At 39.1% G+C, this 11,630-nt stretch carries 18 protein-coding genes; 10 read left to right on the top strand and 8 right to left on the bottom strand.

The features are described 5' to 3' along the window. Positions 1 to 21: 21 nt before the first annotated feature. The 4 genes from FBD94_RS07345 to FBD94_RS07360 are packed head-to-tail and all read left to right on the top strand — an operon-like array spanning position 22 to position 1,447. Complete coding sequence (locus FBD94_RS07345) at positions 22 to 747, top strand: 2OG-Fe(II) oxygenase (protein ID WP_136879711.1); 726 nt, start codon at positions 22 to 24, stop codon at positions 745 to 747. A gap of 1 nt (position 748) precedes the next feature. Further along, entirely contained in the window at positions 749 to 994 is a 246-nt protein-coding gene (locus tag FBD94_RS26435; RefSeq protein ID WP_136879712.1) for an Ada metal-binding domain-containing protein, read from the top strand. Positions 995 to 1,037: 43 nt separating this feature from the next. After that, positions 1,038 to 1,241, top strand: coding sequence for a KTSC domain-containing protein (locus FBD94_RS07355; RefSeq protein ID WP_136879713.1), 204 nt, complete (start codon positions 1,038 to 1,040; stop codon positions 1,239 to 1,241). A gap of 56 nt (positions 1,242 to 1,297) precedes the next feature. Next, positions 1,298 to 1,447, top strand: coding sequence for a lmo0937 family membrane protein (locus FBD94_RS07360; RefSeq protein WP_131610525.1), 150 nt, complete (start codon positions 1,298 to 1,300; stop codon positions 1,445 to 1,447). On the opposite strand, the gene FBD94_RS07365 is transcribed toward FBD94_RS07360, so the two are convergent. Both FBD94_RS07365 and FBD94_RS07370 read right to left on the bottom strand, forming a co-directional pair. Further along, positions 1,444 to 1,734, bottom strand: coding sequence for a hypothetical protein (locus FBD94_RS07365; protein ID WP_136879714.1), 291 nt, complete (start codon positions 1,732 to 1,734; stop codon positions 1,444 to 1,446). The two genes, FBD94_RS07360 and FBD94_RS07365, sit on opposite strands and share 4 nt — an antisense overlap. A gap of 5 nt (positions 1,735 to 1,739) precedes the next feature. Further along, positions 1,740 to 1,997, bottom strand: coding sequence for a hypothetical protein (locus FBD94_RS07370; RefSeq protein ID WP_136879715.1), 258 nt, complete (start codon positions 1,995 to 1,997; stop codon positions 1,740 to 1,742). A gap of 180 nt (positions 1,998 to 2,177) precedes the next feature. On the opposite strand from FBD94_RS07370, the gene FBD94_RS07375 reads away from it, so the two are divergent. Further along, on the top strand, positions 2,178 to 2,702 hold the full coding sequence (locus tag FBD94_RS07375; protein ID WP_136879716.1) for a YciE/YciF ferroxidase family protein: 525 nt from the start codon (positions 2,178 to 2,180) through the stop codon (positions 2,700 to 2,702). 164 nt (positions 2,703 to 2,866) lie between these two features. Here the strand turns inward: FBD94_RS07375 and FBD94_RS07380 are convergent, their stop codons facing one another. Both FBD94_RS07380 and FBD94_RS07385 read right to left on the bottom strand, forming a co-directional pair. Beyond that, positions 2,867 to 3,517 carry a phosphoribosyltransferase gene (locus FBD94_RS07380; RefSeq protein ID WP_136879717.1) on the bottom strand — a complete coding sequence of 217 codons (651 nt, stop codon included), beginning with the start codon at positions 3,515 to 3,517 and terminating at the stop codon, positions 2,867 to 2,869. Next, on the bottom strand, positions 3,510 to 4,379 hold the full coding sequence (locus tag FBD94_RS07385; protein ID WP_136879718.1) for a universal stress protein: 870 nt from the start codon (positions 4,377 to 4,379) through the stop codon (positions 3,510 to 3,512). Before FBD94_RS07385 ends, FBD94_RS07380 begins: the two co-directional genes overlap by 8 nt. Positions 4,380 to 4,550: 171 nt before the next feature. On the opposite strand from FBD94_RS07385, the gene FBD94_RS07390 reads away from it, so the two are divergent. Continuing rightward, a complete protein-coding gene (locus tag FBD94_RS07390) occupies positions 4,551 to 4,832 on the top strand; it encodes a hypothetical protein (protein WP_136879719.1) in 282 nt (93 codons plus the stop codon). A 10-nt stretch (positions 4,833 to 4,842) separates the two neighbouring features. Further along, positions 4,843 to 5,286, top strand: a complete 444-nt coding sequence (locus FBD94_RS07395; RefSeq protein WP_136879720.1) for an SRPBCC family protein — start codon at positions 4,843 to 4,845, stop codon at positions 5,284 to 5,286. Positions 5,287 to 5,348: 62 nt separating this feature from the next. Here FBD94_RS07395 and FBD94_RS07400 read toward each other — a convergent pair whose 3' ends face one another. Then, entirely contained in the window at positions 5,349 to 5,669 is a 321-nt protein-coding gene (locus FBD94_RS07400) for a peroxiredoxin family protein (protein WP_136879721.1), read from the bottom strand. Continuing rightward, positions 5,653 to 6,213, bottom strand: coding sequence for an STM3941 family protein (locus tag FBD94_RS07405; protein WP_136879722.1), 561 nt, complete (start codon positions 6,211 to 6,213; stop codon positions 5,653 to 5,655). Before FBD94_RS07405 ends, FBD94_RS07400 begins: the two co-directional genes overlap by 17 nt. Before the next feature lie 287 nt (positions 6,214 to 6,500). Between FBD94_RS07405 and FBD94_RS07410 the strand changes: the two genes are divergently transcribed. Genes FBD94_RS07410 through metQ form a run of 3 tightly spaced genes read left to right on the top strand, consistent with a single transcriptional unit; the run spans position 6,501 to position 8,720 of the window. Continuing rightward, a complete protein-coding gene (locus FBD94_RS07410; RefSeq protein ID WP_136879723.1) occupies positions 6,501 to 7,238 on the top strand; it encodes a methionine ABC transporter ATP-binding protein in 738 nt (245 codons plus the stop codon). Then, entirely contained in the window at positions 7,231 to 7,887 is a 657-nt protein-coding gene (metI, locus tag FBD94_RS07415) for a methionine ABC transporter permease MetI (protein ID WP_136879724.1), read from the top strand. The genes FBD94_RS07410 and metI overlap by 8 nt, the downstream gene beginning before the upstream one ends. A gap of 14 nt (positions 7,888 to 7,901) precedes the next feature. Beyond that, positions 7,902 to 8,720 (top strand): methionine ABC transporter substrate-binding lipoprotein MetQ, encoded by an 819-nt coding sequence (gene metQ / locus FBD94_RS07420; RefSeq protein WP_317131564.1) that lies wholly within the window; start codon positions 7,902 to 7,904, stop codon positions 8,718 to 8,720. A gap of 21 nt (positions 8,721 to 8,741) precedes the next feature. On the opposite strand, the gene FBD94_RS07425 is transcribed toward metQ, so the two are convergent. Together FBD94_RS07425 and FBD94_RS07430 are read right to left on the bottom strand one after the other, a co-directional pair. Next, positions 8,742 to 10,961: a PVC-type heme-binding CxxCH protein gene (locus FBD94_RS07425; RefSeq protein WP_136879725.1), complete on the bottom strand. Its 2,220-nt coding sequence runs from the start codon at positions 10,959 to 10,961 to the stop codon at positions 8,742 to 8,744. Positions 10,962 to 10,994: 33 nt separating this feature from the next. Then, positions 10,995 to 11,534, bottom strand: coding sequence for a discoidin domain-containing protein (locus FBD94_RS07430; RefSeq protein ID WP_136879726.1), 540 nt, complete (start codon positions 11,532 to 11,534; stop codon positions 10,995 to 10,997). Positions 11,535 to 11,630 lie beyond the last annotated feature (96 nt).

An 11,630-nucleotide genomic window follows, 5' to 3' on the forward strand; every position in this document is an offset into this window, starting at 1 on the left:
TTGCAATAGAATTTAAAAAAAATGAACGAAACACATGAAATAGGTATTGCCCTGACTCAGCAAGTCGATTGGAGTCTCATTAGTGATGAAATGCACGAAAAAGGTTTTGCAATCATCCCTAAATTCTTAATGGACAAGCAATGCAATGAGTTAATTAAAGCGTATGACAACCCGCAGGCTTTCAGAAAAACAGTAGTAATGGAACGTTACCGTTTTGGCATTGGCGAATATAAATATTTCAACTACCCGCTACCGGACATTATTCAGCAAATCCGAACAAACATATATCCTAAGCTGGTGCCAATTGCCAATTTATGGTTTAAAGTATTAAATATTAACAAACAATTTCCATTACATCATACGGACCTTTTGCAGCAATGCCATGAAAATGATCAGCGAAAAGCTACGGTTTTGATATTGAAATATGGGAAAGGTGGATACAATACGCTGCATCAGGATTTATATGGAGATATTTATTTTCCGATCCAAACCGTATTGTTTTTAAGCGAAGCCGACAAAGACTTTTCAGGCGGAGAATTTATATTAACCCAACAAACTCCCAGGGCGCAATCCAAAGCCATAGTATTGAAACCTGGCAAAGGAGATATGCTGATCTTTACCACTAACTTTAAACCTGTAAAAGGCACAAAGGGATATTATCGGGTAAATATGAAACACGGTGTAAGTGAAATACAGGCGGGAGAGCGTTACACACTGGGCATTATATTCCATGATGCTTTAAGCTAGAATGATACGGCACAACGAAATATCGAGCCGAGATTTGCGAAATAAAATCAAAAATCAAACCATACGTTTTGGAGGAAACCGTAAACTAAAAATCCACGGGACCTTATCATGTGCCTCCGGCAAAAAAATGAAAAAAGAAAACAGGGTTTTCTTCATTTCTGAAAAAGAAGCACTACAAAACGGGTATCGTCCTTGCGGTCGTTGTAGAAAAGAACAATACAAAGAATGGAAGAGTGCAAATAGGTAACCTTGTTATTACGGATCATCATTGATTATAAACCCCCACTAAAATGCCCTCATCTGTCATCAAGCATTATAGTTACGAATCTACAAAACGTATCCTGTACATTACTTTTGTATCAGGCATAACCTATGCCTACAAATCCGTTCCAATTGATATTGCCAATATGTTAAAGGCCGCGGGATCAAAGGGTAGCTATTTTAATCATTTTATCAAAGGCCACTTCAAATACACCAAATTGAGAAAAAAATAAAACAAAAGTGACCCAATTCAGTTATAAAAACATTCTAACCTATAAAATAAAAAATCATGAACAATCTACTTTATACCATCGCAGTCCTTTTGGTCATCATTTGGGCCATTAGTTTTTTGGGCGGTTTCTATACTGGCGGAATCATTCACATCCTGATTATTATCGCCATTATAGCGGTCATTCTTGGTGTCATCCGAAGAGCTTAGCGGAAACCAGTATCCGCGGCAATTTCCCTGCCTATTTCTTGTACTAGGTTATAATCAAGCAGGATATCCTGATGACCAGAAGTTTCATCATATTCATATACAGGAAATCCCCCTGGTTCCAAATCATCGGCAGTCATAGCTTCCCAATTTTCAGCCCCCTTACCCTTGAAAATTTCACCCAACAAGGCACCGTGATATATAATTTTGTAAGTACCTGCTTCTTGCGGATGAATATTGAGGTCAATTTGCTGTCCGCCAACCCGGATAATAATATTAAAAGGATCCATATTGTTTATACTGGTTTATTGTTTAAATAATCTTCCAACTGCATACCTAGCTGTGTCAATAGCTCATTAACAACCAAGCCTTCGCCACACCAGATTTTCCCGGTGTTATCAGTCTCCTGCCAGATCGTCCCCAGGGAAGTGTACTGGTCAAAAATCTCATATTTAGGTTCTTCCCTGTCAGGAACTACCAGCAAAGACTTGGTCTCCCCTTCAATGGTTACCTGTATCTCAAAAGGCTCCCATTCTTCTTCTATTTTTCCCATAATTTCAGTTCTTTCATAATAGACCTTTTGTAGACAGGTAATTTTAACATCCCGGTTATCAAAAAGTTTTAAATCCTATTGAAAAAAACTTCAACAAAAAAATTAAAACAATCACTTTTCACCAATGTTAGATGAACACTTGGAAAATTAAGAACGATTATCTAACGAAAAACTAAAATTATGGCAACTACAAGAAAAAGCGGAAAAATGGAGAATTCAGAATTTCATGAATTCTTTGTAGATGAACTCAAAGACATCTATTGGGCAGAAAAACACCTTTCAAAGGCCCTGCCTAAAATGAAAAAAGCAGCGACTAGTCCAGAACTAGCGGCAGCTTTTGAAAAACATACAGAAGAAACGAATAACCACATCGCTACCCTTGAACAGGTCTTTCAGCTACTGGAAGAAAAAGCCCAGGGTAAAAAATGCGACGCTATGGAAGGATTGGTAAAAGAAGCCGAAGGCGTGATTGAGGATACTGACGCGGATACTATGATTCGCGATGCAGGACTAATCCTTGCTGCCCAAAAAGTGGAACATTACGAAATTGCGACCTATGGTACGCTAGTTGTATTTGCAAAAAACATGGGACATAACGATGTAGCCGAGCTACTACAATTTACGCTGGATAACGAAAAAGCAACTGACGTGGCCCTGACCGAAATTGCAGTTAACTCTATCAACGAGCTGGCAGCAGCTGAATGACAAGGTTCATAATTCCTGCCCCCCTTAGCTAGAGGCTAAGGGGCTCTTGTTAAAACCCACAAGCACCTAAAACATGGAACAATTCGGAATAGCAGTAGAAGTTAACGGACACTCAATGCTATCCGAGACGAAATTCAATTCTATGAAAAATGGAAAACAAATCATTATTTGAAGCCAAGCCTTAGTAACCTTAATACCTGGTTATCAGTAAACTCTCCAAAATGGCGATATGCCTGTCCCACCCCTTGAAAGTCCTCCGGCTGAAACAATACCTCTATGGCATCAGCCCGACTGAGATGAATGTCATAACTCAGACCTGATACAGGTACAGCAATAATCACTTTTGATGCCCCATTGTTGCGGCAGAGGGCAATTACCGGAACCAATGTTACTCCCATGGCAATGCCGTCGTCTACAAGAATCACTATCCGACCTTTCATCTCGGGCAATGGCAGGCCATTTCGATACAGATCAACTCTGCGTTTCACTTCAACAAATTGCTCTTCAATAATATCCTCAATAGTCCCCTCATCCAGCATTTCCCGGCCAAATCCAGAAACATAAACTCCTGATTGTTCTGTAACCGCCCCAAAACCCAGTTCCTGATTCCCTGGTAAAGGCAATTTCCTGGAAACAACCAGCGAAAACTCAGCTTTCAGTGCCGCAGCAACATAATAGCCAACCTCCACGCCTCCTCGAGGTATACCAATAATCAATGGATTTTGTCCCTCGTATTTTGCTTTCAGCTGCTCACCCAGGCGCTCCCCAGCATCTCTTCTGTCTTCGAAAAGTTTGTATTTTCCAGTGCTAAACATCCTCTTTAAAAAGTAATAAAGGTAGATGTGTATGATAAGCCAGTTCTTTTGTCATGCTACGATGAAAGATACTTTCAAAAAAACCATATTGTTTCGGAACTGTAATGACCAGCTCGGCACGTTCTTGTCCAGCAAATTCCATAATCCCTTTGGCCATATCTTCGTGATCAATATAATGATATTCGGGCTGTTGCTCATCCCAAAGCTGGTGAAGGTATTTCATTTCCTTAATCGTATCAGGATTAAAATGGGCACCATCATGATCAACATTTAAAATAATTAACCGTGCCCCTAGAGCAGCTATAAAATTCTTCATGGCATGCACTGGCGTAGATTCCGTTACCCGCTTTAAATCACAAGCAAAAACAACAGTCTTTATGGGTTGAAAGGAAGCAACGGGCGGTACAATGAGTAAAGGCGCCGGAGTATCATGGGCCATATTAATCGTATTACTGCCCATAAGTGTCCTTTCAAACCCACTTTTACCGGAAATCCCCATAACAACAAGATCGATATGTTCTTCTCCAGCAATAGAAATTACAGCATTCACCAAGTTCCTTTCATCACATCGGATATCAATTTCGGCTTTTTCGGGAAGCCAATCCTTGAGTTCGTCCTTCAATTCTGTGATTTTTTGCAGACTGAGCTTATGAGATTCGGCAAACCCTCCTGTATATGGAGCAAATGCTGTAGGGGGTATTGCAATAGATTCATAAGAATGGTACAAAATCAAACGTCTTGTGTTCAGCTGATGGGCAAGTGCAGTGGCATACGCGGCAGCATTTGCTGCCTCCTTAGAAAAATCAGTGAGCACCAACATTTCGTTTATCGTATGCGTTTTATTTACAGAAAATGTTTCCATGATTTTCTCCTTTATTTTTATACTGTCAATTCAGGAGCTTAACCAGATGTCAAAAAAAACAATCCAAATTCAAAATGGTTCAGAAAAAATAAACAAAATAAACCCGGTGTTGTTCTATTCGCTCTATAAAGAGTGTAATGAATTATAAAATGCTATGGAAAATTTTAGACCATGAAAGCCAAAGAAAATATTATAACAGGAAATTACCACCAGCCTCAAGTTGACGGAGAAGACCAAATTGTTCTGATAGATCCTGCCATTACCGCAGAGACCGATGAACTGGATCCTACCTTTCAGCAGCATGATCCTCCGGTTGATCCTGAGGAGGAAGATGATGAAAATGAGGATAATGACTTCCTGGAAGAAGAAGGTCTGGAAGATGATGATTACGACCCCAATCATGATCAGGATGATGATCTCAGTCTGAATATGGATGACGATGAATTAGATTAAAACTATTGCTATGAAAATATTACAATTTACAAAAGAGATCGACGCGCCGGCCCAAAAAGTTTGGGACACGCTTTGGAACGAAACTACTTACCCCCAATGGACAGATGCCTTTAACCCAGGCGGCGGTTCCGCCGTACAAAGTGATTGGAAGGTTGGCGGCAGAACCCTCTTCGTAGATGGAAAAGGGAATGGTATGATCAGTACCATTAAAACCAAAAATGAACCTTATGACATCGTATTTGAACATCAAGGTCAAGTAATTGATGGAAAGGAAGATACCACCAGTGAAAAAGTAAAAAACTGGTCAGGTTCTCTTGAAGAATACCATCTTTCCGAAAAAGACGGAATAACTAAACTCAAGACCTCCGTCCAAATAGAAGAAGAATGGGAAGAGACCATGAACAAGGGTTTTACCAAGGGACTCGAAGAAGTAAAAAGACTTTCTGAGCAGTAAAACCATATAAAATTTGATCTTATTGGCACCATATTGATGCCAATAAGATCAAATTCACTGCACTATAAGGAACCCTCAAAAATTTCTTTCAGCTTCTTATCCATTGCGGCATCATCTTCACCTCCGCCCCCGTAACGGCCAACAATTACCCCATTTTTATCTATGAGTATTTTTGTAGGTAAGGTGTGTATACCATATCGCGCATTAATGAATTGAGATTTTTCTTCTTCGCTGGCGTTCCGGTTGTAACCGCTCAATATATGTCTCCATACTCCTATTTTATCCTGCTCAACAGCCTTTTTCCAGGCAGCAGCAGCCCCATCATCGCCTGCCACGCCAATAATTTCAAGTCCTTTTTCTTTGTACTTATTGTATACCGATATTAAATGCGGATTGCCTTTTCTGCATGGTAGCTTCCCAAAAGGCTATAAACAAGTCAAAAAGCGATTTTGGATCTATATCAACTTCAGAAGCAGAATACATCAATTGTAATTCTTGTGATGACTTATCAAAAATCATGTTCCATGACATTTTGGAAAGTCTACCTGCATACTTATCTGTATTACCAACTGTTACCACTACCAGAGTATCCCCTCCAGTTTTTTGCAATTGAATATCCCTTACATCTATCCAATCCACCTGACCAAAAGCTTTTGATATTGGAGTTGTTTTCCCGACAAACATATGTCCATTCAATTCTATTAATGGAGATTTATCTTTCAAACCTAGTATGGTCTTTAAAGTTAGAAAGACCATAATCAGAAATGCCGCCGCAGAAAAAATGGCTGGTTTTATTTTAAATTCACCATCAAACAGGCCTATGCTGTATAATATTACCAAGGCCAGCAGAATGCAAACGCCTAAGGAAGACAATAATAATGTTCTGGTTTTTTTAGTGTTTCGGTATAATTTAATATCTTCTTTCATATTTCCTTCCCCTATTCACATATATTAAAACACCTGAAAATCCTACAAGTGCAAATGATTTTTTCATTGGATAAATGGAATGAGATCAAGCGAAGTTAGTAAAACCCACAGGACGCACAAGAGAAAAGCTGTAACTCCTACATATACAGCATAGAAAAAATTTTGGAGCGCACCGGTATAATCCCTTGCTTGAGAATTATCTGTTGATTCTCATTAAATCTAGTAAATAAATAGACTTTATTTCAAAATACCTACATTTGTAGGCTTAATCCAATAAGGATACCTTAATGATTGAATTAAAACACATAACAAAGCATTTTAATCACAAAAACAGGCAGGTTGTTGCGCTGGACGATGTGTCTTTAACTGTACCTGAGGGAAAAATTTATGGTGTAATAGGTGCTTCTGGTGCCGGAAAAAGTACGCTGATCCGTTGCGTTAATCTTTTGGAAAGGCCTTCATCTGGTACGGTAACAGTAAATGGGAAAGCATTAATGAAGCTTTCGCCTTCCGAACTGGCCAAGGAAAGAAGACACATCGGCATGATCTTCCAACATTTTAATCTCCTTTCGTCCAGAACAGTTTTTCAAAACATTGCTTTTCCCCTGGAACTCGATGGCCAATCAAAACAGGAGATCAGCAAAAGGGTGTATGAGCTACTGGCCCTAGTGGGTTTAGCAGATAAAGCAGAGGACTACCCTGCCCGCTTATCCGGAGGACAAAAGCAACGTGTTGCTATTGCCAGAACACTGGCAAGTAACCCAAGAGTCTTACTTTGCGACGAGGCGACCAGTGCACTTGACCCTGCCACAACAAAATCTATACTCGCTTTGCTAAAAGACATCAACCAGCAGCTTAACATTACCATTCTGCTCATTACACATGAAATGCGTGTAGTTAAAAACATTTGTGATGAGGTTGCCGTAATCAGCTCAGGCAAATTAATAGAACAGGGGCCGGTGGACGAAGTGTTTGGCAATCCAAAACATGAACTGACTAAAGAATTTATACTAGACTATGTCTGACGCGATGATCACGCTCCTGTTAAAGGGCACAGGAGAAACAATTTTAATGACCTTCCTATCGGGATTCTTCGGTTTTTTGCTGGGTCTGCCAACAGGTGTAATTCTATTTATGACCAAAGAAGGACAGGTCTTAGAACACCGAAGCCTTAATACAGTCGTATCGGTATTGGTTTCCATATTTAGATCTATCCCCTTTATCATCCTGATTGTTTGGATGATCCCCTTTACCAGAATGCTTGTAGGCACATCTATAGGTGTAGAGGCTGCATTAGTACCCTTAAGCATTGGAGCAGCTCCATTTATTGCCAGGATGGTAGAAAACAGTTTGTCGGAAGTACCTTCAGGGCTGATAGAAGCTGCCCGGGCAATGGGGGCTACACCTTTTCAGATTGTGTACAAAGTTTTATTGCCTGAAGCCTTGCCTTCATTTATCAATACTGCAGCAATCACACTGATCACCCTGGTGGGCTACTCGGCCATGGGTGGCGCTGTAGGTGCTGGTGGACTTGGGCAAATCGGCTATCAATATGGCTATGTGGGCTATGATGTTTTAGTCATGAATACCGTACTGGTGCTATTGGTAGCACTGGTTTTTGCCATTCAATTTACAGGTGATTATATCGCTAAGCGTGTTGATCACAGAAAATAAAAACGAATAATAAGATGAAAATGAAATACAATTTCCTGATAATTTCTATCCTTACCGCACAGATCTTTTTACTGGGTTGCGGTGCTGCAAATAAAAAAAGCGATCCAAATTTTATTAAAGTAGGTGTTGAAGGCGGACCGGAGTATGCAGTGGCACAAGCAGCGCAAAAGGTGGCCAAAGAAAAATTTGGTCTGGAGGTTGAGTTGGTACAGTTTAACGATTATGTAATGCCAAACGAAGCCTTGCATCAGGGAGATATTGATGCCAATGTATTTCAAAACAAGCCATACCTGGACGTTCAGGCAAAACAGCGTGGATATAAATTTGTTATACAAGGCAATACCTTTGTTTTTCCCCTAGCCGGATACTCGAAAAAAATTAAATCTGTTTCAGAATTGAAGGATGGCAACACCATCATCATTCCCAATGACCCCACAAACCTGGGCAGGGCTTTACTACTGCTACAAAAAAGTGGAATCATCAAATTAAGGGAGGGCGTAGGTTTGTTGCCTACAGCAAATGATATCACAGAAAATGTAAAAAATCTTAAAATACTGGAATTGGAAGCTCCCCAACTGCCACGTTCACTGGATGATAAAAACGTTACGATTGCCATCATTAACAATACTTTTGCAACGCCCGTTGGCTTAGTTGCCGCGCGGGACGGTATTTTCATGGAAGACACGAAATCTCCCTATGTTAACATCATTGTTTCGAGGGAAGACAATAAGGATGCTGAAAATGTAAAGAAATTTGTAACGGCGTACCAGTCTGATGAGGTTGCGAAAGCAGCCGAAATAGCATTTAAAGGCGGAGCTATCAAGGGCTGGTAGCTCCGCCATTTATAGCTTATTCTATTTTGATGAATTAAGTTCAACCCAAGTCCATGGATGTGCTCTATTAACTGTTTGCTCCCTTACTTTCTTCACATCATTCGGTTTAATTGCCGAAGCTTTATTTCCCATACCATTTCTGATATAGCTTAAAATAGAAGCAATATATTCGTCATCATTCGCCCCTAGTGCTGGCATCTCATCTGCATAAACCTTACCATCTATTGGTCCCTTTAAACCTTGTAAAAGAATACGAATAAGTTTAACAGGATCTCCATTTACTTGCTTGTTAGCTGCTAATGGTGGAGCAGGTAAATCTTTAGCACCTAGCACTCCTTTACCTTCAGGACCATGACAAGTTGTACATAACTGGCTATAAATCGTAGCTCCCTTAAGCACCAACTTTCTGTCCTCCTCTGCCAATTGTTTTGATGCCATTTCATGCAATTTTTGTTCTCTTTGAAGAACAAAATATTTCCGATATGATTCAGTTAGCACACGATTCTTAGGATATTTCTCTACCAATTCATTAATAATACTTTTAGCTTTTTCGGACTCACTAAACCTTAATGATAAAGCAAGCTGAAATCTCACATCAGCACTTTCGTCATTAACAAATGGCTCCAAAAATGTGATCAAGCCCTCATCTCCTTTTGTAATGGCTTCTTCAGCTACCCAAACAGCATTTTTTCTCACATTAGCATCTTTATCCTTTAATGCCGCTTGCAAGGTTGATTTATCCAAAGCTTTCAATCCATCTAAAGTCCAAATTGCATGGATACGAGCTAATGGATCGGGAGAATTTAACACCAAATCTTTTAATGCCGGAGCTACTGACTGATCTCCTTTTATAACCATTAATTTTTGCGCATTGTCTCTCCACCAACCATTTGGATGAGATAAGTATTGTACCAATTCAGAAGATGGCATACCTAATGTATTTGGTTTAGTTTTATCCGGTTTAATCCCATCATATACTAATCTATAAATACGTCCTCTACCAATGTTTTTATCAAATTTCTTACTTAAGATCTGAGCACCTAAAAAAGTCCCACTTTTTGTCCAATTGCTTTCCTGAATGATACCGTGATACATGTCTACAATATATAAACAACCATCAGGTCCGGTTAAACTGTTAACAGGTCTGAAGTTCATATCTGTAGAGGCAAGAAACTCTTCTTCTTTATAAGCATTTTTAAGTGTAATAAAGCCATCGGTATTCGTCACTTTTGCTCTTCTAATCAGTCGCCCTACAGGCTCAGGTATTAAAAGATCTCCAACCATATCAGCGGGTAAAGAGTTCCCTCTAAAAACAGATTGCCCTGAACATGCAGTAAAATTATTAAGCGTACTGTCTTTTCTTAGTCTATTGACTCCCCCCTGAACATCCGGTGTAGAAATAATAGGCCAAACTGCTCTAAACTCCTGGTCATATTGCCCTCCAATATCTAAGCGACCGAAATATGGGTTTTGCTGAAAATCTAATGCTGGCGTTTCCCCTCCTGCTGAAGAATAAAATAAACGACCATAGTTATCGTTCGCCAAACCCCACTGACCACCTGATCCGTTTATCAGTTTTTCTGCTTTTAATTCCCCATTATTATAGCGATACCTAATGTTATCATAAGTAACATATAATCTATTGTCTAGATTCCAGATTAAACCACTTTTTTGGTGTTCTAAATTGTTCGTACTTGCTACATCATTACGATAAACCAGTTTTTTCTCATCTGCTTTTCCGTCTCCGTCTGTATCTCTGTAACTATAAATATTGTTAGAGTTTGTTTCCGCTACTAACAACCTGTCATCTAAAGTTTGTATTAGACGAGGAAGAATAAGCTTATCTATAAAAATAACAGATTTATCCATCACTCCGTCCCCATTAGTATCTTCAAGTCTCTTAACTGTACATACCGGTTCCATTTGCCCAGTACCTTTAACGTCTTTCATATAGGTGTTCATCTCGGCAACGAACATTCTACCATTCCCATCAAAAGTGATCGCTACTGGCTCACTAATCATAGGCTCGCTTGCCACTAGTTCCATTCTATATCCTTTTGGAAGATGAAACGACTGAAGACTTTCTTTAGGACTTAAGTATTTAGAGCTTGGATTGGTTTTAACAACAATCTTTCCCGAAGCGTCTCTCTTCACAGTATCTTTTAATGCACTACAGGCATAAAATAGGGCTGGTAAGCTTAAAATAAAGGCACAATAAAAAATTTTATTACTTAATTTCATCTTTTTTATATTGTATAATCGTTGTGCGATTTTTTACTTTTTAGCTGCCTGTCCAAAAACTCTAAACTCATGAATAGACCAGTAATTACCTGTGGCACCTGTTTGAATAACTTTGATATACCTACCAGCTGTCTTTTTATTAAAAATAATAACAGTTTCGTTTTGTGCTCCTGCTCCACTGGCTAATACAGTTCCCCAATTAGTTCCGTCATTAGACATATAAACTTCATAACCTTTAGGAGAGTCATTCTTACTAGCCGTAACATCTAATACTATTTTACTAACGGTGTTAGCAGCATTCATGTCTAAAATAAAAAATTGACCACTAGCCTGAGAAACTCTAGTTTCCCACCTCGTCGCAGGATCATTATCAATAGCTTTTTTTGCTCCTTCAGGATTAAGAGAAGCAGTAGCTAACCATTGCCATCTATCTTTAGTTAATTCCTTATCCTCATCCTGAAACTTACTAATAGGATTTTTCAAATGTGGCTTTACACTTAAATTCGCATGGTTAGCATTCACACCTAACATACCTACGGATAGCAATACCGATAAAATAATTGTTTTTTTCATAATGTTTATATTTGATTTAGTTTGAACCAGACGTCCCAATTGGTTTTAAGACGATCTGTTTCACTAAAATCAATTTCTTTATTAATAAAAGCATAA

The sequence above is a fragment of the Pedobacter hiemivivus genome (assembly GCF_005144565.1).
GTDB classification, from domain to species: Bacteria; Bacteroidota; Bacteroidia; order Sphingobacteriales; family Sphingobacteriaceae; genus Pedobacter; species Pedobacter hiemivivus.

Bases quoted from the DNA above. Each gene is read 5' to 3' on its own strand.
- FBD94_RS07345 (WP_136879711.1), top strand. From the start codon at position 22: ATGAACGAAACACATGAAATAGGTATTGCCCTGACTCAGCAAGTCGAT.
- FBD94_RS26435 (WP_136879712.1), top strand. From the start codon at position 749: ATGATACGGCACAACGAAATATCGAGCCGAGATTTGCGAAATAAAATC.
- FBD94_RS07355 (WP_136879713.1), top strand. From the start codon at position 1,038: ATGCCCTCATCTGTCATCAAGCATTATAGTTACGAATCTACAAAACGT.
- FBD94_RS07360 (WP_131610525.1), top strand. From the start codon at position 1,298: ATGAACAATCTACTTTATACCATCGCAGTCCTTTTGGTCATCATTTGG.
- FBD94_RS07365 (WP_136879714.1), bottom strand. From the start codon at position 1,734: ATGGATCCTTTTAATATTATTATCCGGGTTGGCGGACAGCAAATTGAC.
- FBD94_RS07370 (WP_136879715.1), bottom strand. From the start codon at position 1,997: ATGGGAAAAATAGAAGAAGAATGGGAGCCTTTTGAGATACAGGTAACC.
- FBD94_RS07375 (WP_136879716.1), top strand. From the start codon at position 2,178: ATGGCAACTACAAGAAAAAGCGGAAAAATGGAGAATTCAGAATTTCAT.
- FBD94_RS07380 (WP_136879717.1), bottom strand. From the start codon at position 3,517: ATGTTTAGCACTGGAAAATACAAACTTTTCGAAGACAGAAGAGATGCT.
- FBD94_RS07385 (WP_136879718.1), bottom strand. From the start codon at position 4,379: ATGGAAACATTTTCTGTAAATAAAACGCATACGATAAACGAAATGTTG.
- FBD94_RS07390 (WP_136879719.1), top strand. From the start codon at position 4,551: ATGAAAGCCAAAGAAAATATTATAACAGGAAATTACCACCAGCCTCAA.
- FBD94_RS07395 (WP_136879720.1), top strand. From the start codon at position 4,843: ATGAAAATATTACAATTTACAAAAGAGATCGACGCGCCGGCCCAAAAA.
- FBD94_RS07405 (WP_136879722.1), bottom strand. From the start codon at position 6,213: ATGAAAGAAGATATTAAATTATACCGAAACACTAAAAAAACCAGAACA.
- FBD94_RS07410 (WP_136879723.1), top strand. From the start codon at position 6,501: ATGATTGAATTAAAACACATAACAAAGCATTTTAATCACAAAAACAGG.
- metI (WP_136879724.1), top strand. From the start codon at position 7,231: ATGTCTGACGCGATGATCACGCTCCTGTTAAAGGGCACAGGAGAAACA.
- metQ (WP_317131564.1), top strand. From the start codon at position 7,902: ATGAAAATGAAATACAATTTCCTGATAATTTCTATCCTTACCGCACAG.
- FBD94_RS07425 (WP_136879725.1), bottom strand. From the start codon at position 10,961: ATGAAATTAAGTAATAAAATTTTTTATTGTGCCTTTATTTTAAGCTTA.
- FBD94_RS07430 (WP_136879726.1), bottom strand. From the start codon at position 11,534: ATGAAAAAAACAATTATTTTATCGGTATTGCTATCCGTAGGTATGTTA.